This window comes from Flavobacterium sp., from assembly GCF_028689845.1.
Lineage (GTDB): Bacteria > Bacteroidota > Bacteroidia > Flavobacteriales > Flavobacteriaceae > Flavobacterium.
Genome location: NZ_JAQVCH010000011.1, coordinates 1 through 23,519 on the forward strand (window position 1 = coordinate 1; position 23,519 = coordinate 23,519).

At 34.5% G+C, this 23,519-nt stretch carries 34 protein-coding genes and 1 pseudogene; 34 read left to right on the plus strand and 1 reads right to left on the minus strand.

Annotated features, from left to right (window positions below; translation table 11 throughout):
* Window positions 1-65: 65 nt before the first annotated feature.
* The 31 genes and pseudogenes from rplC (at window position 66) to eno (ending at window position 17,121) form a co-directional block, all read left to right on the plus strand.
* Window positions 66-682: pseudogene (rplC, locus tag PHR76_RS05875) on the plus strand (50S ribosomal protein L3).
* Entirely contained in the window at window positions 682-1,311 is a 630-nt protein-coding gene (gene rplD / locus PHR76_RS05880; RefSeq protein ID WP_300059523.1) for a 50S ribosomal protein L4, read from the plus strand. The pseudogene rplC and the gene rplD overlap by 1 nt, the downstream one beginning before the upstream one ends.
* Before the next feature lie 6 nt (window positions 1,312-1,317).
* Window positions 1,318-1,608: a 50S ribosomal protein L23 gene (gene rplW / locus PHR76_RS05885; protein ID WP_300059525.1), complete on the plus strand. Its 291-nt coding sequence runs from the start codon at window positions 1,318-1,320 to the stop codon at window positions 1,606-1,608.
* A gap of 3 nt (window positions 1,609-1,611) precedes the next feature.
* Window positions 1,612-2,436: a 50S ribosomal protein L2 gene (rplB, locus tag PHR76_RS05890; protein ID WP_300059527.1), complete on the plus strand. Its 825-nt coding sequence runs from the start codon at window positions 1,612-1,614 to the stop codon at window positions 2,434-2,436.
* A 10-nt stretch (window positions 2,437-2,446) separates the two neighbouring features.
* Complete coding sequence (rpsS, locus tag PHR76_RS05895; RefSeq protein WP_300059529.1) at window positions 2,447-2,725, plus strand: 30S ribosomal protein S19; 279 nt, start codon at window positions 2,447-2,449, stop codon at window positions 2,723-2,725.
* Between the two features lie 6 nt (window positions 2,726-2,731).
* Window positions 2,732-3,142 (plus strand): 50S ribosomal protein L22, encoded by a 411-nt coding sequence (gene rplV, locus PHR76_RS05900; protein ID WP_300059531.1) that lies wholly within the window; start codon window positions 2,732-2,734, stop codon window positions 3,140-3,142.
* 8 nt (window positions 3,143-3,150) lie between these two features.
* Window positions 3,151-3,897, plus strand: a complete 747-nt coding sequence (gene rpsC / locus PHR76_RS05905; protein WP_300059533.1) for a 30S ribosomal protein S3 — start codon at window positions 3,151-3,153, stop codon at window positions 3,895-3,897.
* A gap of 19 nt (window positions 3,898-3,916) precedes the next feature.
* Window positions 3,917-4,342 (plus strand): 50S ribosomal protein L16, encoded by a 426-nt coding sequence (gene rplP / locus PHR76_RS05910; RefSeq protein WP_300059534.1) that lies wholly within the window; start codon window positions 3,917-3,919, stop codon window positions 4,340-4,342.
* A gap of 11 nt (window positions 4,343-4,353) precedes the next feature.
* Complete coding sequence (gene rpmC, locus PHR76_RS05915; protein WP_300059536.1) at window positions 4,354-4,545, plus strand: 50S ribosomal protein L29; 192 nt, start codon at window positions 4,354-4,356, stop codon at window positions 4,543-4,545.
* A 17-nt stretch (window positions 4,546-4,562) separates the two neighbouring features.
* Complete coding sequence (gene rpsQ, locus PHR76_RS05920) at window positions 4,563-4,820, plus strand: 30S ribosomal protein S17 (RefSeq protein ID WP_300059538.1); 258 nt, start codon at window positions 4,563-4,565, stop codon at window positions 4,818-4,820.
* Window positions 4,821-4,822: 2 nt separating this feature from the next.
* The gene (gene rplN / locus PHR76_RS05925) at window positions 4,823-5,191 is read left to right on the plus strand and encodes a 50S ribosomal protein L14 (protein ID WP_007803649.1); all 369 of its coding nucleotides are present in this window, start codon (window positions 4,823-4,825) and stop codon (window positions 5,189-5,191) included.
* 11 nt (window positions 5,192-5,202) lie between these two features.
* Entirely contained in the window at window positions 5,203-5,517 is a 315-nt protein-coding gene (gene rplX, locus PHR76_RS05930; protein ID WP_300059540.1) for a 50S ribosomal protein L24, read from the plus strand.
* A gap of 2 nt (window positions 5,518-5,519) precedes the next feature.
* The gene (gene rplE / locus PHR76_RS05935; RefSeq protein WP_300059542.1) at window positions 5,520-6,071 is read left to right on the plus strand and encodes a 50S ribosomal protein L5; all 552 of its coding nucleotides are present in this window, start codon (window positions 5,520-5,522) and stop codon (window positions 6,069-6,071) included.
* A 3-nt stretch (window positions 6,072-6,074) separates the two neighbouring features.
* Window positions 6,075-6,344 (plus strand): 30S ribosomal protein S14, encoded by a 270-nt coding sequence (gene rpsN, locus PHR76_RS05940; protein WP_300059544.1) that lies wholly within the window; start codon window positions 6,075-6,077, stop codon window positions 6,342-6,344.
* Window positions 6,345-6,418: 74 nt separating this feature from the next.
* The gene (gene rpsH / locus PHR76_RS05945; RefSeq protein WP_300059545.1) at window positions 6,419-6,817 is read left to right on the plus strand and encodes a 30S ribosomal protein S8; all 399 of its coding nucleotides are present in this window, start codon (window positions 6,419-6,421) and stop codon (window positions 6,815-6,817) included.
* Between the two features lie 18 nt (window positions 6,818-6,835).
* Window positions 6,836-7,378 carry a 50S ribosomal protein L6 gene (rplF, locus tag PHR76_RS05950; RefSeq protein WP_300059547.1) on the plus strand — a complete coding sequence of 181 codons (543 nt, stop codon included), beginning with the start codon at window positions 6,836-6,838 and terminating at the stop codon, window positions 7,376-7,378.
* A gap of 11 nt (window positions 7,379-7,389) precedes the next feature.
* Window positions 7,390-7,743 (plus strand): 50S ribosomal protein L18, encoded by a 354-nt coding sequence (rplR, locus tag PHR76_RS05955; RefSeq protein WP_300059549.1) that lies wholly within the window; start codon window positions 7,390-7,392, stop codon window positions 7,741-7,743.
* A gap of 6 nt (window positions 7,744-7,749) precedes the next feature.
* Complete coding sequence (gene rpsE / locus PHR76_RS05960) at window positions 7,750-8,274, plus strand: 30S ribosomal protein S5 (RefSeq protein WP_300059551.1); 525 nt, start codon at window positions 7,750-7,752, stop codon at window positions 8,272-8,274.
* Window positions 8,275-8,288: 14 nt separating this feature from the next.
* The gene (gene rpmD, locus PHR76_RS05965) at window positions 8,289-8,471 is read left to right on the plus strand and encodes a 50S ribosomal protein L30 (protein ID WP_300059553.1); all 183 of its coding nucleotides are present in this window, start codon (window positions 8,289-8,291) and stop codon (window positions 8,469-8,471) included.
* Between the two features lie 12 nt (window positions 8,472-8,483).
* Window positions 8,484-8,936, plus strand: coding sequence for a 50S ribosomal protein L15 (rplO, locus tag PHR76_RS05970; RefSeq protein WP_290858806.1), 453 nt, complete (start codon window positions 8,484-8,486; stop codon window positions 8,934-8,936).
* A 12-nt stretch (window positions 8,937-8,948) separates the two neighbouring features.
* The gene (gene secY / locus PHR76_RS05975; protein WP_300059556.1) at window positions 8,949-10,295 is read left to right on the plus strand and encodes a preprotein translocase subunit SecY; all 1,347 of its coding nucleotides are present in this window, start codon (window positions 8,949-8,951) and stop codon (window positions 10,293-10,295) included.
* Between the two features lie 5 nt (window positions 10,296-10,300).
* Window positions 10,301-10,516 carry a translation initiation factor IF-1 gene (gene infA, locus PHR76_RS05980; RefSeq protein WP_112086714.1) on the plus strand — a complete coding sequence of 72 codons (216 nt, stop codon included), beginning with the start codon at window positions 10,301-10,303 and terminating at the stop codon, window positions 10,514-10,516.
* Window positions 10,517-10,527: 11 nt separating this feature from the next.
* Window positions 10,528-10,644, plus strand: a complete 117-nt coding sequence (ykgO, locus tag PHR76_RS05985) for a type B 50S ribosomal protein L36 (protein ID WP_073370549.1) — start codon at window positions 10,528-10,530, stop codon at window positions 10,642-10,644.
* 2 nt (window positions 10,645-10,646) lie between these two features.
* Window positions 10,647-11,021, plus strand: a complete 375-nt coding sequence (rpsM, locus tag PHR76_RS05990) for a 30S ribosomal protein S13 (protein WP_300059558.1) — start codon at window positions 10,647-10,649, stop codon at window positions 11,019-11,021.
* 11 nt (window positions 11,022-11,032) lie between these two features.
* Window positions 11,033-11,416, plus strand: coding sequence for a 30S ribosomal protein S11 (gene rpsK / locus PHR76_RS05995; RefSeq protein ID WP_300059560.1), 384 nt, complete (start codon window positions 11,033-11,035; stop codon window positions 11,414-11,416).
* Between the two features lie 122 nt (window positions 11,417-11,538).
* On the plus strand, window positions 11,539-12,144 hold the full coding sequence (gene rpsD, locus PHR76_RS06000; RefSeq protein ID WP_300059562.1) for a 30S ribosomal protein S4: 606 nt from the start codon (window positions 11,539-11,541) through the stop codon (window positions 12,142-12,144).
* A 21-nt stretch (window positions 12,145-12,165) separates the two neighbouring features.
* Complete coding sequence (locus PHR76_RS06005; RefSeq protein WP_300059564.1) at window positions 12,166-13,158, plus strand: DNA-directed RNA polymerase subunit alpha; 993 nt, start codon at window positions 12,166-12,168, stop codon at window positions 13,156-13,158.
* A 38-nt stretch (window positions 13,159-13,196) separates the two neighbouring features.
* On the plus strand, window positions 13,197-13,703 hold the full coding sequence (gene rplQ, locus PHR76_RS06010) for a 50S ribosomal protein L17 (RefSeq protein WP_300059566.1): 507 nt from the start codon (window positions 13,197-13,199) through the stop codon (window positions 13,701-13,703).
* 138 nt (window positions 13,704-13,841) lie between these two features.
* Window positions 13,842-14,510, plus strand: a complete 669-nt coding sequence (locus PHR76_RS06015) for a hypothetical protein (protein ID WP_300059568.1) — start codon at window positions 13,842-13,844, stop codon at window positions 14,508-14,510.
* 64 nt (window positions 14,511-14,574) lie between these two features.
* Window positions 14,575-15,678 carry a glutamine-hydrolyzing carbamoyl-phosphate synthase small subunit gene (gene carA, locus PHR76_RS06020; protein WP_300059570.1) on the plus strand — a complete coding sequence of 368 codons (1,104 nt, stop codon included), beginning with the start codon at window positions 14,575-14,577 and terminating at the stop codon, window positions 15,676-15,678.
* 150 nt (window positions 15,679-15,828) lie between these two features.
* Window positions 15,829-17,121, plus strand: a complete 1,293-nt coding sequence (eno, locus tag PHR76_RS06025; RefSeq protein ID WP_300059572.1) for a phosphopyruvate hydratase — start codon at window positions 15,829-15,831, stop codon at window positions 17,119-17,121.
* Between the two features lie 323 nt (window positions 17,122-17,444).
* On the opposite strand, the gene PHR76_RS06030 is transcribed toward eno, so the two are convergent.
* Complete coding sequence (locus tag PHR76_RS06030) at window positions 17,445-18,248, minus strand: helix-turn-helix transcriptional regulator (RefSeq protein ID WP_300059574.1); 804 nt, start codon at window positions 18,246-18,248, stop codon at window positions 17,445-17,447.
* Window positions 18,249-18,468: 220 nt separating this feature from the next.
* On the opposite strand from PHR76_RS06030, the gene PHR76_RS06035 reads away from it, so the two are divergent.
* From PHR76_RS06035 to PHR76_RS06045, 3 genes are all read left to right on the plus strand, one after another.
* Window positions 18,469-20,463, plus strand: a complete 1,995-nt coding sequence (locus PHR76_RS06035) for a tetratricopeptide repeat protein (RefSeq protein ID WP_300059576.1) — start codon at window positions 18,469-18,471, stop codon at window positions 20,461-20,463.
* Window positions 20,464-20,465: 2 nt separating this feature from the next.
* Complete coding sequence (locus PHR76_RS06040; protein WP_300059577.1) at window positions 20,466-21,227, plus strand: LytTR family DNA-binding domain-containing protein; 762 nt, start codon at window positions 20,466-20,468, stop codon at window positions 21,225-21,227.
* Between the two features lie 78 nt (window positions 21,228-21,305).
* The gene (locus tag PHR76_RS06045) at window positions 21,306-23,477 is read left to right on the plus strand and encodes a T9SS type A sorting domain-containing protein (protein ID WP_300059579.1); all 2,172 of its coding nucleotides are present in this window, start codon (window positions 21,306-21,308) and stop codon (window positions 23,475-23,477) included.
* Window positions 23,478-23,519 lie beyond the last annotated feature (42 nt).

A 23,519-nucleotide genomic window follows, 5' to 3' on the forward strand; every position in this document is an offset into this window, starting at 1 on the left:
CTTAATACTTATGTCTTCATGCAAAACAAAAAAAGAATTTTTTAATCATTTATAAATAGTTTAATATGTCTGGGTTAATTGGAAAAAAATCGGCATGACTAGTATTTTTGACGAAAACGGGAAAAATATTCCTTGTACCGTTATTGAGGCAGGTCCATGTGTCGTTACCCAAGTCAGAACCAAAGCGGTTGACGGGTATGAAGCGTTTCAGCTTGGTTTCGATGACAAAACAGAAAAACACGCTACAAAAGCTGACTTAGGTCACTTTAAAAAAGCGGGAACTTCTGCAAAAAGAAAAGTCATTGAATTCCAAGAATTTGAAACAACGTATAATTTAGGTGATTTAATCACTGTAGATCTTTTCAGCGAAGGAGAATTTGTTGATGTACAAGGTGTATCAAAAGGTAAAGGTTTCCAAGGTGTTGTTAAACGTCACGGTTTTGGTGGTGTTGGACAAGCAACTCATGGACAACATAACCGATTAAGAGCACCAGGTTCGGTTGGAGCTTCTTCTTATCCATCTAGAGTATTCAAAGGAATGCGTATGGGCGGAAGAATGGGAGGAGTAAATGTAACAATTCAAAACCTTAGAGTTTTAAAAGTTGTTGGTGAGAAAAATCTTTTAGTAGTAAAAGGTTGTGTGCCAGGACACAAAAACTCTTATGTAATCATTCAGAAGTAATGGAAGTAAAAGTTTTAGATATCAATGGAAAAGATACAGGTCGTAAAGTTCAACTTTCTGACGCTGTTTTCGCAATCGAGCCTAATAACCATGCTATTTATTTAGATGTGAAACAATATCTTGCTAATCAAAGACAAGGTACTCACAAGGCTAAAGAAAGAGCTGAAGTAACAGGAAGTACTCGAAAAATAAAGAAACAAAAAGGAACTGGTACAGCTCGTGCGGGTAGTATCAAGAATCCATTGTTTAAAGGTGGTGGAACAATCTTCGGACCAAGACCTAGAAGTTACTCATTCAAATTGAATAAAGCATTAAAGCGATTAGCTCGTAAATCTGCTTTCTCTCAAAAAGTAAAAGAGTCTGAATTGATAGTGGTAGAAGATTTTAATTTTGACACTCCAAGCACTAAGAAATTTATTACAATTCTGAATGCCTTAGGGTTAGAAAATAAAAAATCGCTATTTGTGTTGGGTGATTCAAATAAAAATGTATATTTGTCGTCACGCAATTTAAAGGGTTCTAAAGTCGTAACTAGCTCTGAATTAAGCACTTATTCTATTTTAAATACAAATAAGTTAATCTTAACAGAAGGTTCTTTAGAAGGAATTGAAGAAAATTTAAGTAAATAATAGGCCATGAGTATCATAATTAAACCTATCATAACTGAAAAAATCACTAAGCAAGGTGAATTATTTAATCGTTATGGTTTTGTAGTGGATAAGAGAGCAAACAAAATTCAAATCAGAAATGCAGTTGAAGCTGCTTATGGTGTAAAAATTGTTGCTATCAACACTATGAACGTTAGACCAGACCGATCAGTAAAATTCACTAAAAGTGGAATGATTAGTGCAAAAACAAATGCGTTTAAAAAGGCAATTGTAGAAGTACAAGAAGGAGAAACAATTGATTTTTATAATAATATCTAGAAAATGTCAGTTAGAAAATTAAAACCTATTACCCCGGGTCAGCGTTTTAGAGTTGTTAATGGTTTTGACGCCATTACAACTGATAAGCCGGAAAAGTCATTATTGGCACCGAAAAAAAACTCTGGAGGTAGAAATAGTCAAGGAAAAATGACCATGCGTTATACAGGCGGTGGTCACAAACAAAAGTATCGTGTGATTGATTTTAAAAGAACAAAAGCTGGAATTCCAGCTACTGTGAAATCAATTGAATATGATCCAAACAGAACTGCGTTTATTGCTTTGTTAAGCTATGTGGATGGTGCAAAAACCTATATCATTGCTCAAAACGGTTTAAACGTTGGTCAATCCGTAGTTTCAGGAGAAGAAGCAGGTCCAGAAATTGGAAATGCACTTCCTTTAAGTAAAATTCCATTAGGAACTGTTATTTCTTGTATCGAATTAAGACCAGGTCAAGGAGCTATTATTGCTCGTTCAGCTGGAACATTCGCTCAATTAATGGCAAGAGATGGAAAATATGCCACTATCAAAATGCCTTCTGGTGAAACAAGATTAATCTTGTTGACCTGTATGGCTACAATTGGGGCTGTGTCAAATTCTGACCACCAATTAATTGTTTCCGGTAAAGCGGGTAGATCTAGATGGTTAGGTAGAAGACCAAGAACAAGACCAGTTGCAATGAACCCTGTTGATCACCCAATGGGTGGTGGAGAAGGACGTTCTTCTGGAGGACACCCACGCTCTAGAAACGGTATTCCTGCTAAAGGATATAGAACCCGTTCTAAAGTGAGCCCGAGTAATAAGTATATTGTTGAACGCAGAAAGAAATAATTAGATAGACATGGCACGTTCATTAAAAAAAGGACCATTCGTACACTATAAATTAGATAAGAAGGTACTCGAAAACATTGAGAAAGGTAATAAAGCAGTGATCAAAACTTGGTCAAGAGCTTCTATGATTACTCCAGATTTCGTAGGACAAACTATCGCAGTACACAATGGTCGTCAGTTTGTACCAGTTTATGTAACAGAAAACATGGTAGGACACAAATTAGGAGAATTTTCACCAACACGATCATTTAGAGGTCATGCCGGTGCTAAAAATAAAGGTAAAAAATAAGAAGCAATGGGAGTTCGTAAAAGAGAAACAGCAGACGCGAGAAAAGAAGCTAACAAGCAAATTGCTTTCGCAAAGTTAAATAACTGCCCTACTTCACCTAGAAAAATGCGCTTGGTTGCAGACTTGGTAAGAGGTCAGAAAGTGGAAAGAGCACTAAATATCTTAAGATTTAGTCAAAAAGAAGCTTCAAGAAAATTAGAAAAATTGTTGTTATCTGCAATTGCCAACTGGCAAGCAAAAAATGCAGAAGCAAGTATTGAAGAAGCTGCTTTATTTGTAAAAGAGATTAGAGTAGATGGTGGAATGATGTTAAAAAGACTTCGTCCAGCACCTCAAGGTCGTGCACACAGAATCAGAAAACGTTCTAATCACGTTACAATCGTGCTTGGAGCTAGTAATAACACACAAAGCAATTAATAATTAAGATGGGACAAAAGACAAATCCAATTGGAAACAGACTTGGGATCATCAGAGGATGGGATTCAAACTGGTATGGTGGAAATGATTACGGTGATAAAATCGCCGAAGATTATAAAATCAGAAAGTATATTCATGCTCGTTTATCAAAAGCTAGTGTATCAAAAGTAATCATCGAGAGAACTTTAAAACTTGTAACCGTTACTATCACTACTGCTAGACCTGGTATTATTATCGGAAAAGGCGGACAAGAGGTAGACAAGTTAAAAGAAGAACTTAAGAAAATTACGGACAAAGAGGTTCAAATTAACATCTTTGAAATTAAAAGACCTGAGATTGATGCTTATTTAGTTGCAACAAGTATCGCACGTCAAATCGAAAGCCGTATTTCATACAGAAGAGCTATTAAAATGGCTATCGCAGCAGCAATGCGTATGAATGCAGAAGGTATTAAGGTTTTGATTTCTGGTCGTTTGAATGGTGCTGAAATGGCACGTTCAGAAGGTTTCAAAGAAGGAAGAATTCCTCTATCGACTTTCAGAGCCGACATCGATTATGCTTTAGCTGAAGCTCATACTACTTATGGTAGAATGGGTATCAAAGTATGGATCATGAAAGGTGAAGTTTACGGAAAGAGAGATCTTTCTCCACTTGTTGGAATGGATAAAAAACAATCCGGTGGAGGAAACAAAGGTGGTGATGCTCCTAGAGGAGGAAAACCAAACGGAAAATCAAACCCACGTAAAAGAAAGTAATTTTTTAAATTAAAGAAAAATGTTACAGCCTAAAAGAACAAAATACCGTAAGGTACAAAAAGGTAAAATGAAAGGTAATTCCCAAAGAGGGCATGTACTTTCAAGTGGAATGTTTGGAATTAAATCTGTACATGAAACAGGAATGTTTTTAACTTCTCGTCAAATAGAAGCAGCTCGTATTGCTGCAACTCGTTTTATGAAAAGAGAGGGACAATTATGGATTAATGTATTTCCAGACAAACCTATAACTAAGAAACCTCTTGAGGTACGTATGGGTAAAGGTAAAGGAGCCGTTGAATATTGGGCTGCTGTTGTTAAACCCGGAAAAATTATGTTTGAAGTAGGAGGAGTTCCTTTGGCAGTTGCAAAAGAAGCATTACGCTTAGCAGCTCAAAAGCTTCCTGTTAAAACTAAATTTGTTGTTGCTAGAGATTTCGAAGCATAATCCTATTTATTATGAAACAATCAGAAATTATAAGTCTATCTGCAGCTGAGTTACAAGAGAAACTTAGTGAGTCAAGAAAAACGTATGCCGACCTAAAAACCACTCATACTATTTCTCCAATTCAAAACCCATTGCAAATTAGAGCAACGCGTAGAACAATTGCGAGAATAGAAACTGAGCTAAGTAAAAGAGAGTTACAATAATTGTATACTGCTGAAAGATGGAAAAAAGAAATTTAAGAAAAGAGAGAATTGGTGTTGTTACTAGCAACAAAATGGAGAAATCTATCGTTGTTTCTGAAACAAGAAGAGTAAAACACCCATTATACGGTAAGTTCGTGTTAAAGACAAAAAAATATCATGCACACGACGAAACAAACGATTGCAACATTGGTGATACTGTAAAGATCATGGAAACACGACCTTTAAGTAAAACAAAATGTTGGAGATTAGTTGAAATCATTGAAAGAGCGAAGTAATTATGGTACAACAAGAATCTAGATTAAAAGTAGCAGATAACACAGGAGCAAAAGAAGTTTTGACTATCCGTGTTTTAGGGGGAACGAAACGTCGTTATGCCTCTGTTGGAGATAAAATTGTAGTTTCAATTAAAGATGCAACTCCTAACGGTAACGTTAAAAAAGGAGCGGTGTCAACTGCAGTTGTTGTACGAACCAAAAAAGAAGTGAGAAGAGCCGATGGTTCTTATATCCGATTTGATGACAATGCATGTGTTCTTTTGAATGCTGCAGGTGAGATGAGAGGAACTCGTGTTTTTGGTCCTGTCGCAAGAGAACTTCGTGAAAAACAATTCATGAAAATTGTATCATTAGCACCAGAGGTGCTTTAAATCGATTGATGATGACAAAATTAAAAATTAAATCAGGAGACGTCGTAAAAGTTATTGCAGGTGACCATAAAGGCACTGAAGGTAAGGTATTACGCGTTTTTATTGATGCAAACAAAGCGATTGTTGAAGGCACAAACATGGTTTCTGTTCACACAAAACCAAGTGCAAAAAGCCCTCAAGGTGGAATCGTAAAGAAAGAAGCTCCTATTCAAATATCTAACTTAGCATTAATCGACCCTAAGTCGAAAAAAGCAACTAAAGTTGGTTATAAAATTGAAGGAGATAAGAAAGTAAGATTTTCAAAAAAATCTAATCAAGTACTATAGTAATGGCTTATATCCCTAGATTAAAAGAAGAATATAGAAGCAGAGTTATTCCTGCTTTGAAAGAAGAGTTCGGCTACAAAAATGTAATGCAAGTTCCAAAATTGGAAAAAATTGTACTTAGCCGTGGTGTCGGAGCTGCTGTATCAGACAAGAAATTGGTTGATTATGCAGTAGACGAATTATCAAAAATCACCGGACAAAAAGCTTTAGCGACTATTTCTAAAAAAGACGTTGCGTCTTTTAAATTAAGAAAAGGTATGCCAATTGGTGCTAAAGTTACTTTACGCGGAGAGAAAATGTATGAGTTCTTAGATCGATTGATTACATCTTCTTTACCACGTGTAAGAGATTTCGGTGGAATTAAAGCAACTGGTTTTGACGGAAGAGGTAATTATAACCTTGGCGTTTTGGAACAAATTATTTTCCCAGAAATTGATATTGATAAAGTAAACAAAATTGCTGGAATGGACATTACTTTTGTAACTAATGCCAAAACAGATAAGGAAGCAAAATCATTATTAACTGAATTAGGTTTACCTTTTAAAAAGAACTAAGTTATGGCTAAAGAATCAATGAAAGCCCGTGAGGTAAAAAGACAAAAAGCGGTAGACAAGTATGCTGAAAAAAGAAAAGCTTTATTAGAAGCTGGAGATTATGAAGGCCTACAAAAATTACCACGAAATGCTTCTCCAGTACGTTTACACAATCGTTGTAAATTAACTGGTAGACCAAGAGGGTATATGAGACAATTTGGTCTTTCTCGGGTTACATTCCGTGAAATGGCTAACCAAGGATTAATTCCAGGTGTTAGAAAAGCAAGTTGGTAAAAAACAATTTTTAACTGGTTTCAGGTTCAAAAGAAAGCGTTTCTATTGAAAACCGTTACCGCAAATTTATACATATGTATACAGATCCTATTGCCGATTATCTAACAAGAGTTAGAAATGCAGTGGCTGCAAATCACAAAGTGGTTGAAATCCCTGCTTCTAACCTTAAAAAAGAAATCACAAAGATTTTATTTGATCAAGGATATATTTTAAGTTACAAGTTTGATGACACATCCGTTCAGGGTACCATCAAGATTGCACTTAAATATGACAAAGTTACGAAAGAGCCTGTCATTAGAGATATCCAAAGAATTAGTAAACCAGGTTTACGTAAATATGCTGGTTCTTCAAACTTGCCAAGAATCCTTAACGGACTAGGTATTGCAATTGTTTCAACTTCTAAAGGTTTAATGACCGGAAAGCAAGCTAAACAATTAAATGTAGGTGGAGAAGTAATTTGCTACGTATACTAATTAAAATAATACTGAACGATGTCAAGAATAGGTAAAAATCCAGTTGTGATTCCTGCAGGAGTAACTTTAGAAGTTAACGATGGTGTTATCACAGCAAAAGGAAAATTAGGTCAATTATCACAAGAGTTTTCGGACGTAACAGTGAAAGTTGAAGACGGTCAGGTGTTAGTAGAACGTTCTTCTGACCATAAAGATCACAGAGCTAAACATGGTTTATACAGAGCCTTAATCAATAATATGGTTAATGGTGTATCAACAGGTTTTACAAAAGAATTAGAGTTAGTAGGTGTTGGTTATAGAGCATCTAATCAAGGTCAACGATTAGACCTAGCATTAGGATTCTCTCATAATATTGTTTTAGATATTGCTCCAGAAGTAAAATTAGAAACAGTTTCTGAAAAAGGAAAAAACCCAATCATCAAGTTAACCTCTCACGATAGACAACTTTTAGGTCAAGTAGCCGCTAAAATTAGAGGCTTCCGTAAACCAGAACCTTACAAAGGAAAAGGAGTTAAATTCGTAGGTGAAGTATTAAGAAGAAAAGCAGGTAAATCAGCTTAAAATTTAAGATTATGTCATTAACAAAATCTGATAGAAGACAGAGAATTAAGTTCAGAATTAGAAAGATTGTAAGCGGTAGTGCTGCAAAACCAAGACTTTCTGTATTCAGAAGTAACAAAGAAATCTATGCACAATTAATAGATGACTTGAACGGAGTAACCCTTTTAGCCGCTTCCTCTAGAGATAAAGGAGTAGATGTTACAGGAACAAACGTTGAAGTTGCTAATGCAGTAGGTAAATTAGTTGCTGAAAAAGCATTGAAAGCGGGTATTGAAACAGTAACTTTCGATAGAGGAGGATACTTATACCACGGTCGTATTAAATCATTAGCAGAAGGAGCGAGAGCTGCCGGACTTAAATTCTAAGAAATTATGTATAGTCAATACAAAAATGTAGAGTTAGTAAAACCTAGTGGTCTTGAATTAAAAGATCGTTTGGTGAGTGTAAATCGTGTTACCAAAGTAACAAAAGGTGGTAGAGCATTTGGTTTTTCTGCTATTGTTGTTGTAGGTGATGAAAACGGAGTAGTTGGACACGGATTAGGAAAATCTAAAGATGTTTCTGAAGCTATTGCAAAAGCAGTAGAAGATGCAAAGAAAAACTTAGTTAGAATTCCTTTAAGTGGTCATTCTGTTCCTCACGAACAAAAAGGAAAATTTGGTGGTGCACGTGTATTTCTTATGCCAGCATCGCATGGTACGGGAGTAATTGCTGGTGGTGCTGTTCGTTCAGTACTTGAATCAGTAGGGATTCACGATGTATTATCAAAATCTCAAGGTTCTTCAAATCCACATAACGTGGTAAAAGCAACTTTTGATGCATTACTTCAAATGAGAAGTGCATATACAGTAGCTAAACAAAGAGGAATTTCTTTAGAGAAAGTATTTAAAGGTTAATATTCAAGGAAATTATGGCAAAGATTTTAGTAAAACAAGTAAGAAGTCAAATTAACTGTCCTCAAACACAAAAGAGAACATTGGTTTCTTTAGGTCTTAAAAGATTAGGACAAGTTGTAGAGCATGATAACTCATCTGCTATCCTTGGAATGGTAAATAAAGTTAAACACTTAGTTTCTGTAGAAGAAACTAAATAACACTATTCAAAAATGAATTTAAGTAACTTACAACCAGCTGAAGGGTCAACGCACAATCAAAATAAGCGTTTAGGTAGAGGAGAAGGTTCTGGAAAAGGTGGTACTGCATCACGTGGTCACAAAGGAGCAAAATCTCGTTCTGGTTATTCAAAAAAGATTGGTTTTGAAGGAGGGCAAATGCCACTTCAAAGACGTGTACCTAAGTTTGGATTTAAAAATATCAATAGAGTGGATTATCAAGGTGTAAATCTTGATTCTTTACAAGCTTTAGTAGATAACGGAGTGGTTACCGATACTGTAGATTTTTCAGTATTTGTAGATACACGTTTGGCAACTAAAAACGAATTGGTAAAAATTTTAGGAAGAGGTGAATTAAAAGCCAAATTAAAAGTAACTGCTCACAAATTTACAGCAACAGCGAAAGCTGCTATCGAAGCTGCAGGTGGAGAAGCCGTAACTTTATAATGAACTAACTGTATGAAGAAATTTTTTGAAGCACTCACAAACGTTTGGAAAATAGAAGAACTAAAAAATAGAATTTTAGTTACTTTAGGTTTACTTTTAGTATATCGTTTTGGAGCACAGGTTACTTTACCAGGTATTGATGCTACAAAATTGAGTGGGTTAGCCTCTCAAACAGATCAAGGGATTGGTTCAATCTTAGATATGTTTACAGGTGGAGCCTTTTCTCAAGCATCGGTATTCGCTTTAGGTATTATGCCTTACATTTCAGCCTCTATTGTGGTACAATTAATGGGAATTGCGGTTCCATACCTTCAAAAACTGCAAAAAGATGGTGAGAGTGGTCGGAAAAAAATCAATCAAATTACACGTTGGTTAACCATTGCAATCACTTTAGTTCAAGGTCCTGGTTATATCTATAACTTATACAGAACTTTACCATCAGAAGCATTTTTATTAGGTTTCAACTCTTTCTCATTCTTGTTCTCAGCAGTAGTGATCTTAGTAACAGGTACTATTTTTGCCATGTGGTTAGGAGAAAAAATTACCGATAAAGGTATCGGAAATGGAATCTCTCTTTTAATCATGGTCGGAATTATCGCCCGCTTACCACAAGCATTCTTGCAAGAGTTTGTTTCAACTGTAACACAAGATAATGGTGGATTAGTATTATTAGTATTTGAAATTATACTTTGGTTATTAGTAATCATAGCAAGTATCTTACTAGTAATGGCCGTACGAAAAATACCAGTTCAGTATGCAAGAAGAACTGCAGGTGGAGATTTTGAACAAGATATGATGGGCGGAAACAGACAGTTCATTCCTTTGAAGCTTAATGCTTCGGGTGTAATGCCAATTATCTTTGCTCAAGCAATCATGTTTATTCCAGCTGCCGTTGCAGGGCTTTCTAAAACAGAAACAGCTCAATCTGTAACCGGTGCTTTTAGTGATATGTTCGGTTTTTGGTATAACTTAGTTTTCGCTTTGTTAATTATAGTATTCACTTATTTTTATACAGCGATTACAGTACCAACCAACAAAATGGCAGATGATTTAAAACGTAGTGGTGGATTCATTCCTGGTATTAGACCAGGTGTTGAAACTTCCGACTTTTTAGACAAAATTATGTCCTTAGTTACATTGCCAGGTTCTGTATTCTTAGCTCTTATTGCCGTTTTTCCTGCAGTAGTAGTTAATTTAATGGGCGTTCAACAAAGTTGGGGGATGTTTTTTGGAGGAACCTCATTACTAATTATGGTTGGGGTGGCAATTGATACTATTCAACAAGTCAATTCGTATTTGTTAAATAGACATTATGATGGTTTGATGAAAAGTGGTAAAAATAGAAAAGCAGTAGCTTAATTTTTATGGCAAAACAATCAGCAATAGAACAAGACGGATCAATAATTGAAGCATTATCAAATGCGATGTTCCGCGTAGAATTAGAAAATGGTCATGTGGTGATCGCTCATATTTCTGGAAAAATGCGAATGCATTATATCAAGTTATTACCTGGTGATAAAGTGAAACTAGAAATGAGCCCATACGACTTAACAAAAGCAAGAATTACTTATAGATATTAAAGCTATTCACAATGAAAGTAAGAGCATCAGTAAAGAAAAGAAGTGCCGAATGCAAAATTGTTCGCAGAAAAGGCAGATTGTACGTTATTAACAAAAAGAATCCTAGATTTAAACAAAGACAAGGATAATTATGGCAAGAATCGCAGGGGTAGATATACCTAAACACAAAAGAGGAGTTATCGCTTTAACTTATATCTTCGGAGTAGGAAGAAGTAGAGCTATTGAGGTTTTAGAAAAAGCTCAAGTTAGTCAAGACAAGAAAGTTCAAGAATGGAATGACGAGGAAATCGGAGCAATTCGTGACGCCGTATCTTATTATAAGATTGAAGGTGAACTTCGTTCAGAAGTATCACTTCACATTAAACGTTTAATGGACATTGGTTGTTATAGAGGAATTCGTCATAGATCAGGTCTTCCATTAAGAGGACAAAGAACGAAAAACAATTCTAGAACTAGAAAAGGTAAAAGAAAAACTGTTGCTAATAAGAAAAAAGCAACTAAATAATAAGTAATAATATGGCTAAGGCAACAACAAAAAAACGTAAAGTTATCGTTGAATCAACGGGCGAGGCTCATGTTAGTGCAACTTTTAACAATATTATTATTTCTCTTACCAACAAAAAAGGAGAAGTGATTTCATGGTCGTCTGCCGGTAAAATGGGATTCAGAGGATCTAAAAAGAACACCCCTTATGCAGCTCAAATGGCAGCAGAAGATTGTTCTAAAGTAGCACTAGAAGCAGGTTTAAAGAAAGTTAAAGTGTATGTAAAAGGACCAGGAAACGGACGTGAGTCTGCTATCCGTTCGATTCATAACAGCGGAATTGAAGTAACTGAAATTATTGACGTTACTCCAATGCCTCACAACGGATGTAGACCTCCAAAAAGAAGAAGAGTTTAATTATGGCTATCCCGATTCATCGGGATATGCCCTTTTTTATTTAATTAAGTATAACCAAGATAGAAACTGATTATCGAAGGATTTGACCTGAATTCATAATCACTATCTTCAAACAATGTAAAATGGCAAGATATACTGGTCCACAAACTAAAATAGCTCGAAAATTTGGTGAAGCTATATTCGGAGAAGACAAAGCCTTCGAAAAAAGAAATTATCCTCCAGGCCAACACGGTATGGCTAAAAGAAGAGGAAAAAAATCTGAATATGCAATTCAGTTAATGGAAAAGCAAAAAGCGAAGTACACTTACGGAATTCTTGAAAAACAATTCAGAAATTTATACAAAAAAGCAGCAGCAGCCTCTGGGGTAACTGGTGAAATTATTTTGCAATTATGTGAAGCTCGTTTAGATAACGTAGTTTACAGAATGGGAGTTGCACCTTCTCGAAGAGCAGCTCGTCAAATTGTAGGACACCGTCACATTACCGTAAATGGTGAAATTGTAAACGTTCCTTCTTACCATTTAAAACCAGGCGATAAAGTAGCTGTTCGTGAAAAATCAAAATCAGTTGAAGCTATCAATAGTTCTTTAGCAAACGCTAGTAGAGTATACGAATGGATTACTTGGAATAATGATACTAAAGAAGGTACTTTTGTAACCGTTCCACAACGTTTACAAATCCCAGAAAACATCAAAGAACAACTAATCGTTGAGTTATACAACAAATAATAATTGACAGAAGTCGTAATTATGGCAATATTTAATTTTCAGAAGCCCGATAAAGTTATCATGATCGATTCCACCGATTTTGAAGGTAAGTTTGAATTCAGACCTTTAGAACCTGGTTACGGATTGACCGTTGGTAATGCACTTAGAAGAGTTTTGTTATCCGCTCTTGAAGGATATGCAATTACATCTGTACGTATTGAAGGTGTAGATCATGAGTTTTCAACCATCTCTGGAGTAGTAGAAGATGTAACTGAAATCATATTGAACTTAAAACAAGTTCGATTCAAACGTCAAATCGAAGATGTTGACAATGAAACGGTAACTATTTCCCTTTCCGGAAAAGAACAAATAACTGCTGGCGATTTCCAAAAATTTATTTCAGGTTTTCAAGTTTTGAATCCTGAATTAGTAATCTGTAACTTGGATGCAAAAGTTAACCTCAATATGGAGTTAACAATTGAAAAAGGAAGAGGTTATGTTCCAGCTGAAGAAAACAAAAAACAAAACGCAGCTATCGGTACTATTTTTACTGATTCTATTTTTACACCTATTAAGAATGTAAAATATGCAATCGAAAATTTCCGTGTTGAGCAAAAAACAGATTATGAAAAATTAGTTTTCGAAATTAAAACTGATGGTTCAATTAATCCGAAAGATGCTTTAACAGAAGCTGCAAAAGTTTTAATTCACCACTTTATGTTGTTCTCTGATGAGAGAATTACACTTGAAGCTGACGAAATTGCACAAACAGAATCTTATGATGAAGAATCATTACACATGCGACAATTGCTTAAAACTAAGCTTGTGGATATGGATCTTTCTGTAAGAGCGTTAAATTGCTTGAAAGCGGCTGAAGTAGATACATTAGGTGATTTAGTATCATTCAATAAAAATGACTTGATGAAATTCCGTAATTTTGGTAAGAAATCATTGACCGAGCTTGATGAGCTTGTGGCAATTAAAAACTTACATTTCGGAATGGATTTGTCAAAATATAAACTAGATAAAGAATAATCTAATTTCATTAAATTGAAATTAAAGGAAAGATAGCGATGAGACACGGAAAAAAAGTAAATCATTTAAGTAGACAACAAGGTCACAGAAAATCGATGTTGGCTAATATGGCTTGTTCTTTAATTGAGCACAAGCGAATCAATACAACAGTTGCTAAAGCAAAAGCTTTAAAACAATTCGTTGAACCATTGGTAACCAAATCAAAAGAAGATACAACACACAACAGACGTGTAGTATTTGCTTACCTTAGAAATAAATATGCCGTAACAGAACTTTTTAGAGATGTTGCTGCAAAAGTGGGTGATCGTCCAGGCGGTTATACGCGTATTATTAAAGTAGGAAATCGTTTAGGAGATAACGCTGATATGGCGATGATTGAATTAGTAGATTTCAACGAAATTTACAACGGTGGTAAAAAAGAAGAGAAAAAAGCAAAAAGCCGTCGTGGTGGTAAAGCTAAAAAAGCAGAAACAACTGCTCCTGAAGCTAAAGCACCTGAAGCTCCAGCCGCTGATTCTTCTGAAAATACAGAAGCTGCAGAATAAGCAACCACTTCAAACTAATATAAAAAGGATAAACATTATTGTGTTTATCCTTTTTTTTTAGATTATTTATATTTTTTTTAACAGACGAAATTTCTTGTCTATGTATATCTTTCAATATATTCGCAAAAAAATATATTTATGAGAATTTTCAACCTTTTATTAGTTCTAATTAGCTTTTCATCATTTGCACAAGATACCGTTGATAACACAAATTCAATGCAATCAGCTTCAAGTGCATATGCTGGTGCTGGTATGTGGACAGTTTCGAAGCCTTTAGATAATTCTATTCAAGGAACACCTTATTTGTTTCCCGTTTGGGAAGGTAATTTTCAAATTACTTCTAAAGAAGGAAATAAATATAAATTATATAATTTAAATTATAATTTAAGTTCAAAAAAATTAGAAACAGTCATGAGTAAAGATTCTGTGTTTCAATATGATATTTCTAAAATTGATTACATTAAAAATTTTAATAGAAATTATAAAGTAATCAATAATGAGCTTTATCAAGAGCTAATTTATGGTGCTAAAATATCGCTATTGAAAGGTTTTTATGTTACAGTTATTGATGGTGTAATTAGCCCATTAACACAACAGTATACTACACCAAATCGCTATGCTCAAAAAAATAAATATTATTATTTAAAAGGAGAGCAATTTCTTGAAATTAAATTAAAAAAGAAAGATGTATTAAGTGCTTTTGGTGATAAAGCGGAGCAAATTAAAATTTATGCTAAAGAAAATAAATTGTCTTTTGGAGAAGAAACAGATGTCATGACTATGTTTAGGCATTACAATACATTATAAGATTAGAAAGATAAGCATTGCTTATCTTTTTTTTTGTTTTAAATTTGCAAAACAACACAACACAATGAAATACATTACTCGAAAACCCGCTCTTCTACTTCTTGCCGATGGAGCTATTTTTCACGGCAAATCAATCGGAATAGAAGGAATTACTTTTGGTGAAGTTTGCTTTAATACTGGAATGACAGGATACCAAGAAATTTTTACAGACCCTTCTTATTTTGGTCAAATCATGGTGGCTACCAATGCCCACATTGGAAATTATGGCGTGCATAAGGATGAAGTAGAATCTGATTCAATTAAAATTGCTGGACTTGTTTGTAAAAACTTTAGTTTTAACTATTCAAGACCTGATGCTTCTGCTAGTTTATTCGATTATTTTAACGAAGAAAAGCTAATCGGTATTTCCGATGTTGATACTAGAGCATTAGTGAGCTACATACGCGATCACGGTGCACAAAATGCTGTGATTTGTACCGATGATACACCAATCGAAACCTTAAAAACACAATTGGCTCAAGTGCCTGGTATGAAAGGACTTGAATTGGCCTCGAAAGTGTCAACTAAAGAGCCTTATTTTGTTGGAGATGAATCGGCAACTTATAAAATTGCGGCACTCGATTTAGGAATTAAAAAGAACATACTCCGTAATTTGGTAAAAAGAGATTGTTATATTAAAGTATTTCCATATAATGCCACGTTTGAAGAATTAAGCTCTTTTAATCCGGACGGTTATTTTCTTTCTAACGGACCAGGTGATCCAGAACCATTAGCAAGTGCAATTAAAGTGGCTCAAGAAATTATTGCTCAAAATAAACCGTTGTTCGGCATTTGTCTGGGACATCAAATTATCGGTTTGGCCAATGGCATTTCTACTTATAAAATGTTTAATGGTCACCGTGGAATAAATCATCCTGTTAAAAACGTATTGACCGGAAAAGGTGAAATTACTTCTCAAAATCATGGTTTTGCAGTAGTTAAAGAAGATTTGGAGAAAAATTCGGATTTTGAAATTACACACGAACATTTAAATGACGGAACCGTTGCCGGAATGCGAATGAAAAATAAAAATTGTTTTTCAGTTCAATACCATCCAGAAGCTAGCCCAGGACCTCACGATTCTTCCTATTTATTTGACGAGTTTATCAATAATATTAAAAATGCTTAAAAAACAGCATAGAATTTAAAAGTTATCCATTCTTTTCTGAATTTTTTAATAAAATAACTAAATCGATTGCGTTTATAACTTTGACTAGATTTTATAAAAAGCACTTATAGAATCCTTAAATTTGTATATCATTCAATAAAAAAATAGACCATGAGTATTATTATTAAAGTACATGCAAGACAAATCTTAGATTCAAGAGGAAACCCAACCATTGAAGTGGATGTGATTACAGAAAATGGAATTTTAGGTAGAGCAGCCGTTCCTTCTGGAGCTTCTACGGGTGAACATGAAGCGGTTGAACTTCGTGATGGCGGAAAATCATATATGGGTAAAGGAGTTTTAAAAGCAATTGAAAATGTCAATATCACTATTGCAAATGAAATTGTTGGAACTTCCGTGTTTGAGCAAAATCAAATCGATAAAACGATGATTGAATTGGATGGAACTCCAAACAAATCAAATTTGGGAGCAAATGCAATTTTGGGTGTTTCATTAGCTGTAGCCAAAGCAGCTGCAAATGAATTAGGGATGCCTTTATACCGTTACGTAGGTGGCGTTTCTGCCAACACGCTTCCGGTGCCAATGATGAATATCATCAATGGTGGTTCGCATTCTGATGCTCCGATTGCTTTTCAAGAGTTCATGATTATGCCAGTTAAAGCAACTAGTTTCACCCATGCTATGCAAATGGGTACAGAGATTTTTCACAATTTGAAAAAAGTATTACACGATCGTAAGTTGTCCACTGCGGTAGGCGATGAAGGTGGATTTGCTCCAAATTTAGCAGGAGGTACCGAAGACGCACTTGACTCAATTAAATTAGCAGTTGAAAATGCGGGTTATACTTTTGGAGGTGATGTGATGATTGCCCTAGACTGTGCCGCTGCCGAATTTTATGTGGATGGCAACTACGATTACAAAAAATTTGAAGGAGATACAGGCAAGATTCGCTCTTCTGCCGAGCAAGCTGAATATTTAGCCGAATTGTCTAAAAAATATCCTATTATTTCTATTGAAGATGGGATGGATGAAAACGATTGGGATGGATGGAAATATTTAACTAATTTAATTGGTGATAAAGTACAATTAGTCGGTGATGATTTATTTGTAACCAATGTAGAACGACTAAAAAAAGGAATTGACAAAGGAATTGCAAACTCCATTTTAGTAAAAGTAAACCAAATCGGAACCTTAACAGAAACCATTGCAGCCGTAAACATGGCTCACAATGCAGGCTATACTTCGGTAATGAGTCACCGCTCGGGCGAAACAGAAGATAATACCATCGCCGATTTAGCGGTAGCATTAAATTGCGGACAAATCAAAACCGGTTCGGCTTCTCGTTCAGACCGTATGGCAAAATACAACCAATTGCTTCGTATTGAAGAAGAATTGGGAGCTACAGCCTATTTTCCAGGAGAAAAAGCGTTTAAACAAAAATAATTGATTTTTTTAATTTTAAACCCTGCTACTATTTCATGTATTAGCAGGGTTTTTTAATGGGGCGTGCCCTTGTTGCACAACTTTATCCGTTCCATTAGTAATCGTAGTGGCAACAAGGTCGGGCTTTTCGTTCCCGCTTTTTTGAGAAAAACGAAATGTTTTTCTCAAAAAGAGCTCCACTACAATCCCTCACGCAAAAAGAGCAACGCTAACAAATTGATGAGTTTTAAAAGAAAAAGAGGTTGTCATCAACGTTATGGAAATAGAATTCGTTTGTATCGAGCAACCACCAAATAGGCTAGGGTTTTAAAGTAGCAATTACTTTATTTTGAATCAGACTGCTTTGCCAGTTCTCGTGTTTTGTAGAGTAACAACAATTGTAAAATACTGACTGGAATTAAAAAAATCAAACCCAATAAAAAGAGTAAAACGCTTATAAAAGTTGCTCCAGTTGTAATCACAAACACTGCTGTAATGGTTGAAAGTGTTGAACCAAGATGCTTTTTGAGTCGTAATAAGCTAATGCCATGCACAACCAAAACACAGCCTATAAAAATGCACAACGTAACCCACAGAAAATCATCTGACGCAGTAGGAGAAAACCACGTGTAAATAGCAAAAATAGTCGCCATTCCAAATAAAATCATCAGGAGTAGCGAACTTATTCGAAGCAAATAATTTTTAAAAAGTTGGCCACAGACAATAAAGCCGCCATAAAAAAAGAGCATTGAAACGAAAGAAATTACTTTTACACTTACATAAAATGGTGTGGAAATAACCAAATTCCGTTCAAATTCCAAATCAGCATCAAGATAAAATTCTACAAAACCAATACAGAAATAAATGATACCAACAAAAAATGCTGCGTTAAGAAACTGCATTTGCTTTTTGGAAACGGATAAAGAAGGGGTTTCCACAAGGACGAAAATATCTTTGAAATTTTCTAAATTCTCACCTAAAGCTGCTAAAATAGTTTTAATAGTATAGCTTCTGGGGGTCACTTCTCCAGCTTCAATCCGTTGAATGGTTCGAACGCTGATGTTACATTTTTCTACTAACTCTTCCTGAGTTAGTCCTTTTGAATTGCGTAAGTTACTTAAAATCTTACCGAGTTCTGGTTGTCTCATACAATGATTATTAATTTTAAGGCAATACTACAAACCTTCTTTTTTTAGACCAATTATTTTTAAGACAATTGACCCGACATTTACCCGACATTGAGCAAGAGTAAAATAATAATGCTTTTGCTTGAGCATTTTATTTACTGATTAATAAAAATGCTGCTTTTGAAAATTTGCAAATTCTAAATCAAATCTAGCAAATTCTAATTCAGTAAAATTATACTAAATGGAAATACTATATTTGGTTTTCAATTTAATTCGAATGAAATTTTCTTCCATTACGTTTATTTTTCTTTTGAGTTCACTGTTTCTTTTTTCGCAAAATAAAGCAGTGGATAGTTTGCAATCGCTTCTTCAAAAAGCAAAAAGTGACCATGATAAAACAATTTTATTGAACGCAATAGCCGAGCAATACAAAGCCATCGATCCAAATAAAATGGCCGATTATGCTAAACAAGCGTTACAACTTTCTCAGAAAATTGAAGATAACGTCCAAGCCGCCAATGCCTTTGTTAATCTTGGGACTTCTAAAATTATTTTGGGCGATTACAATGCGGCCCTCATTTTCTTTGACCAAGCGAGCGTTATTTTTGAAAATGAACTAGTTACTTCAACAAATACAGCTATAAAAAGTGGTTTGGCTCGAACGTATGGAAGTATCGGAATTGTTTTTTCAGAACAAAATAATTACGCAAAAGCACTCCAAAATCATTTAAAAGCTCTTCAGCTTTATGAAGATTTACAGGATAAAGAAAAAATGGCTCGCATTTATAATAACATTGGGGTAGTTTTTCGGGCACAAAATCAGGATTTTAAAGCGTTGGATTATTTTAGTAAAGCACAAAAAATTCAAGAACAAATTCAAGATAAAACAGTCGGAATCACCACCACCAATATTGGGAATTTATATTTAAAACAGAAAAATTATGAGAAAGCATTTGCTATTTATCAAGAAGCGGAGCAACTGTTTAAAAAACATCCAAATTACAGGGGCTTAGGCGAGTTATACAATAATCTTGGTTTGTATTATAAAGCAACCAATCAAAATGAACTTGCGGTTACTACTTGGAATTTAGCTTTGTCAAACTTTGATAAAATCGGAGACCAATTTGGTAAAGCAGACACCAATTTATACCTTTCTCAATTCTATGAAGAACAAGCAGAATATCAAAAAGCCTTACCTTTTGCTCAAAAAGCAGCCGCATTAACAAAAGAAATCGGCAATTTAGAAGGATTGACTTTAGCGGAAAAACAGTTGAGTACTATTTTTGAAAAGCTCGGAGATGAAAAAGCAGCTTTTTTTCATTTTAAACAATTTAAAATTGCTCAAGATAGCTTGATGAATTATGAACGTATTCGAAAAAGTTTACAAGTCGAATTAAATTATGAATACGATAAAAAAGAAGCAATTCAAAAGAAAGAAATTGAAAAAAGAGAATTACTAGCCAACGAAAAATCAAAACGGCAACATTTAATCACTTTTTTCGTAGTATTAGTACTCCTATTTGTTTTCGGAATTGTATTTCTACTCTATAGTCGGATGCAGTTGAAAAAAACACTGACCTTACAAAAAGAATTAGCAGAATATGAACAAAAAGCGTTGCATTTGCAGATGAATCCTCATTTTGTATTCAACTGTTTAGGCTCGATATCTAGTTTTATCGTACAGAACGGAACCGATTCTGCTTTAAAATATTTAGCCAAATTTTCAAAGCTGATGCGTTTAACATTAGAATATTCTAAAGAACCACTCATTCCCATCGATAAAGAAATTGAAAGTCTTCAAAATTATTTAGAATTAGAACAGCTTCGGTTTAATCAGAAATTTGACTTTATTATCACTAAAAGTAAAGATATAGAAGACGATATGGCACTTCCTCCTTTATTGTTACAACCTTTTGTGGAAAATTCAATTATACATGGTTTGATTCCGAAAGCAGAAAAAGGAAAAATATCGATTCATTTTTCTATTGAAAAAAACAGCTTGTCTTGTACAATTGAGGACACGGGAATTGGTGTAGAAAATTCAAAAGAATTCAAACAAAATTTGGTGTCAGTTCATAAATCGATGGCGTTGGATATTACCAAAAAGCGATTGGAAATGATGGAAGCTTCTACTTCGCAAAAAGCGAAAGTGGAAATAAAAGAAGTAAAAAACGAAAAAGGTGAAACTCAAGGAACGAAAGTTTTTTTGAATTTGCCCATACAATACAGTAAATAAAGATGATTACAGCCCTATTAATCGACGACGACGATAATTTGCGACAAGGCATGAAAAGTTTGTTGGCTAGATATGCTCCTGATATTAAAATTGTGGGAGAAGCGAATAGTGTCAAAACGGGTGTAGAAACGATGGAAAGACTACAGCCGCAAGTGGTTTTTTTAGACATTCAAATGACAGATGGAACTGGCTTCGACGTGCTAGAAGAAATTGCGTTGCGAAATGGAAAATCGACCGCCCATATTGTTTTTATTACAGCTCACGAACAATATGCCATTAAAGCTTTCCGGTTTAGTGCGTTAGATTTTTTGCTCAAACCAGTTGATCCAGACGAATTGCAAAAAGTGATTGAAAAAATTAAAAATATTGTCGTCAAAAATGATGATTTTGGTCATATTGATTTGCTTTTAGAAAACATTCGAAAAAAAGTCGACAAATTTAAACGAATTGCCTTATCTAATTCAGATGGCATTCATTTGTTTGAGGTGAGTGATATCATTCGGTGTGAAAGCGAAGATAATTACACCAAGTTTTTTATCAAAAATAACAAACCCGTTTTAATCTCTAAAACTTTAAAAGAATATGAGGAATTACTGACTGAGCACGGTTTTGAACGGATTCATCAATCACATTTAATCAATTTAGCGTATCTAAAATCCTATATCAAAAAAGACGGCGGTTATGTGGTGATGAGTGATAATTCACATTTACCCATTTCACAACGAAAAAAAGAACGCTTACAAGAAATATTAAAAACACTGTAAATTCTAATTGAAAAACAGCGAATGCTCATTTTAGCATTTGTGTTTACAATGAAGTACCTAATTTTATAAAAAAAAACCATGAAAAAAAGTATACTACTACTCGCTCTCTGTTGGTCCTTTTTTGGACAGGCACAAATCATTAACATTCCAGATATTGCTTTTAAAGCAAAATTATTGCAAGCAGATAGTGGGAATTCCATTGCATTTGCTGGCGGTTCGATGGTTAAAATCGACACAAATTTAGATGGAAATATTCAAGAAAGTGAAGCGTTACTTATAGATTCGCTAAATGTTTCCTTTGCAAATATTTCAGATTTAATGGGAATTCAATCTTTTTCAAACCTAAAAAAATTACAATGTCAATCAAATTCACTTTCAGGTAATTTAGATTTGAATGCCTTGAATCAACTTAGTGATTTAAACTTTGCATCAAATCAAATTTCAGGGTTGAATGTTTCAACAGCTGCGAATTTGAAAAAACTCCAAGCCTATTCGAATTTGTTGACAACGATTGACTTATCACAAAATAATTTGATAGAAGAACTCAGTTTAAGTTCAAATAACCTAACGGAATTAACGCTAGATAATTTAATTCAATTGCGATTTTTGGATTGTGGGGGCAACCAAATGGAAACATTAAACTGTAATAACAATCCCAATTTAGAATATGTTTCTATTCAATCGCCCATTTTAAAATATTTATTCATCAAAAATGGTGTAGATGAAAGCACAACCATGGATAATGGAAGTTGGTTTGAATTATTTTGTTGTAGCCCAAATTTGGAATATGTCTGCTGTGATGAAATGCAATATGAAAGTGTGTTAGAACGAATTGAACAGGCTCAACTATTCGGCTGTCAGGTAAATACGTATTGTTCTTTTACGCCTGGCGGCGACTATAATACGATTGCTGGACAAACACAGTTTGATGAAAATAATAATGGTTGTGAAAGCTCGGATTTTAGTTTTCCTTATTTAAAAATTGATATCAACCTCGATGCAGTTTCAACAAATTCATCTGTTTTTGCTGATGAAATGGGCAATTATCAAATTTACACCAACCAAACCGGAACGTATGAATTAGTGCCAGATATAGAAAATCCGACCTATTTTACGGTTTCTCCTAATCCAGCAGTTGTTCCTATTACGGTCATTGATAATTCAGTTCTTACCCAAAACTTTTGCGTGACAGCGAATGGCGTGCATCCCGATTTAGAAATTGTTATTGCTCCAATTATTCCCGCTCGTCCTGGTTTTGAGGCCACTTATCAGATTGTATACCGCAACATCGGAAATCAAACCCTTTCGCAACAATACGGGATAAACTTTTTCTATAATGAAAATTTAATGAATTTTGTTGCTGCCTCAGAACCAACTTCTTCCGCTGGCGAAGGCTCATTATCTTGGGATTATGCCAATCTAAAACCTTTTGAAAGCAGGGCTTTTTCACTAACATTTAACATTAATCCGCCCACAGATTTAACTTTCCCTGTCAATATTGGTGATGTTTTAACCTTTACCACTTCTATTTTACCGCAAAATGGCGATGAAAACACAATGAATAATTTGTTTATTTTCAATCAAACCGTAGTTGGGTCTTATGATCCAAATGATATTACTTGTTTGCAAGGCGATGTAGTTTCGCCCAGTACCATTGGTGATTATTTGCATTATAACGTTCGTTTTGAAAACACCGGAACTTTTGAAGCTGAAAATGTAGTCGTTAAAATTGACGTCAATTCAGTCGAATTTGATGTTTCGAGTATTAAAATAATAAAAGCTTCCCATTCGGTAGCTATTCGAAAAAACGGAAATATAATGGAATTTATTTTTCAAAATATAGCGTTAGACACCGGTGGACACGGTAATATCTTATTAAAAATTAAAACAAAAAATAGTTTAGCATCTGGCGATTCCGTTTCTAAAAGAGCTGATATTTACTTTGATTACAACTTTCCGGTTGATACTGGAATAGCCAATACTACTTTTGAAAATTTGTCCGTAAATGTCTTTCCAGTTGATAATTTAGTTACGGTATATCCAAATCCTGCCCAAAATGAAGTGACAATAAAAGGTGATTCGTTGCTTCAATCTATTGAACTTTATGATGTGCAAGGAAGGTTGTTGTGGACAAAAATCAGAAATGAAAATTCTATTTCTATTGATATCTCGGCTCAATCCAGTGGAATTTATTTCTTAAAAATCAAAACTGAAAAAGGATTTAAAATAGAAAAATTGATCATAAAATAAGAAAGTTAAGCTTATTTTTAAAGTTGGAAACACACGTTTAGT

What these genes read in the sequence shown, in the direction of transcription:
- rplX (WP_300059540.1), top strand. Translation starts at nt 5,203, where the DNA reads ATGACAAAATTAAAAATTAAATCAGGAGACGTCGTAAAAGTTATTGCA.
- rpsQ (WP_300059538.1), top strand. Translation starts at nt 4,563, where the DNA reads ATGGAAAAAAGAAATTTAAGAAAAGAGAGAATTGGTGTTGTTACTAGC.
- rplQ (WP_300059566.1), top strand. Translation starts at nt 13,197, where the DNA reads ATGAGACACGGAAAAAAAGTAAATCATTTAAGTAGACAACAAGGTCAC.
- rplD (WP_300059523.1), top strand. Translation starts at nt 682, where the DNA reads ATGGAAGTAAAAGTTTTAGATATCAATGGAAAAGATACAGGTCGTAAA.
- rplO (WP_290858806.1), top strand. Translation starts at nt 8,484, where the DNA reads ATGAATTTAAGTAACTTACAACCAGCTGAAGGGTCAACGCACAATCAA.
- secY (WP_300059556.1), top strand. Translation starts at nt 8,949, where the DNA reads ATGAAGAAATTTTTTGAAGCACTCACAAACGTTTGGAAAATAGAAGAA.
- rplR (WP_300059549.1), top strand. Translation starts at nt 7,390, where the DNA reads ATGTCATTAACAAAATCTGATAGAAGACAGAGAATTAAGTTCAGAATT.
- rpsD (WP_300059562.1), top strand. Translation starts at nt 11,539, where the DNA reads ATGGCAAGATATACTGGTCCACAAACTAAAATAGCTCGAAAATTTGGT.
- rpsK (WP_300059560.1), top strand. Translation starts at nt 11,033, where the DNA reads ATGGCTAAGGCAACAACAAAAAAACGTAAAGTTATCGTTGAATCAACG.
- PHR76_RS06045 (WP_300059579.1), top strand. Translation starts at nt 21,306, where the DNA reads ATGAAAAAAAGTATACTACTACTCGCTCTCTGTTGGTCCTTTTTTGGA.
- PHR76_RS06015 (WP_300059568.1), top strand. Translation starts at nt 13,842, where the DNA reads ATGAGAATTTTCAACCTTTTATTAGTTCTAATTAGCTTTTCATCATTT.
- rpmC (WP_300059536.1), top strand. Translation starts at nt 4,354, where the DNA reads ATGAAACAATCAGAAATTATAAGTCTATCTGCAGCTGAGTTACAAGAG.
- rpsC (WP_300059533.1), top strand. Translation starts at nt 3,151, where the DNA reads ATGGGACAAAAGACAAATCCAATTGGAAACAGACTTGGGATCATCAGA.
- rplE (WP_300059542.1), top strand. Translation starts at nt 5,520, where the DNA reads ATGGCTTATATCCCTAGATTAAAAGAAGAATATAGAAGCAGAGTTATT.
- rplW (WP_300059525.1), top strand. Translation starts at nt 1,318, where the DNA reads ATGAGTATCATAATTAAACCTATCATAACTGAAAAAATCACTAAGCAA.
- rplF (WP_300059547.1), top strand. Translation starts at nt 6,836, where the DNA reads ATGTCAAGAATAGGTAAAAATCCAGTTGTGATTCCTGCAGGAGTAACT.
- rplP (WP_300059534.1), top strand. Translation starts at nt 3,917, where the DNA reads ATGTTACAGCCTAAAAGAACAAAATACCGTAAGGTACAAAAAGGTAAA.
- rpsM (WP_300059558.1), top strand. Translation starts at nt 10,647, where the DNA reads ATGGCAAGAATCGCAGGGGTAGATATACCTAAACACAAAAGAGGAGTT.
- eno (WP_300059572.1), top strand. Translation starts at nt 15,829, where the DNA reads ATGAGTATTATTATTAAAGTACATGCAAGACAAATCTTAGATTCAAGA.
- infA (WP_112086714.1), top strand. Translation starts at nt 10,301, where the DNA reads ATGGCAAAACAATCAGCAATAGAACAAGACGGATCAATAATTGAAGCA.
- rpsN (WP_300059544.1), top strand. Translation starts at nt 6,075, where the DNA reads ATGGCTAAAGAATCAATGAAAGCCCGTGAGGTAAAAAGACAAAAAGCG.
- rplN (WP_007803649.1), top strand. Translation starts at nt 4,823, where the DNA reads ATGGTACAACAAGAATCTAGATTAAAAGTAGCAGATAACACAGGAGCA.
- rplB (WP_300059527.1), top strand. Translation starts at nt 1,612, where the DNA reads ATGTCAGTTAGAAAATTAAAACCTATTACCCCGGGTCAGCGTTTTAGA.
- ykgO (WP_073370549.1), top strand. Translation starts at nt 10,528, where the DNA reads ATGAAAGTAAGAGCATCAGTAAAGAAAAGAAGTGCCGAATGCAAAATT.
- rplV (WP_300059531.1), top strand. Translation starts at nt 2,732, where the DNA reads ATGGGAGTTCGTAAAAGAGAAACAGCAGACGCGAGAAAAGAAGCTAAC.
- rpsH (WP_300059545.1), top strand. Translation starts at nt 6,419, where the DNA reads ATGTATACAGATCCTATTGCCGATTATCTAACAAGAGTTAGAAATGCA.
- PHR76_RS06035 (WP_300059576.1), top strand. Translation starts at nt 18,469, where the DNA reads ATGGAAATACTATATTTGGTTTTCAATTTAATTCGAATGAAATTTTCT.
- rpsE (WP_300059551.1), top strand. Translation starts at nt 7,750, where the DNA reads ATGTATAGTCAATACAAAAATGTAGAGTTAGTAAAACCTAGTGGTCTT.
- carA (WP_300059570.1), top strand. Translation starts at nt 14,575, where the DNA reads ATGAAATACATTACTCGAAAACCCGCTCTTCTACTTCTTGCCGATGGA.
- rpmD (WP_300059553.1), top strand. Translation starts at nt 8,289, where the DNA reads ATGGCAAAGATTTTAGTAAAACAAGTAAGAAGTCAAATTAACTGTCCT.
- PHR76_RS06030 (WP_300059574.1), bottom strand. Translation starts at nt 18,248, where the DNA reads ATGAGACAACCAGAACTCGGTAAGATTTTAAGTAACTTACGCAATTCA.
- rpsS (WP_300059529.1), top strand. Translation starts at nt 2,447, where the DNA reads ATGGCACGTTCATTAAAAAAAGGACCATTCGTACACTATAAATTAGAT.
- PHR76_RS06040 (WP_300059577.1), top strand. Translation starts at nt 20,466, where the DNA reads ATGATTACAGCCCTATTAATCGACGACGACGATAATTTGCGACAAGGC.
- PHR76_RS06005 (WP_300059564.1), top strand. Translation starts at nt 12,166, where the DNA reads ATGGCAATATTTAATTTTCAGAAGCCCGATAAAGTTATCATGATCGAT.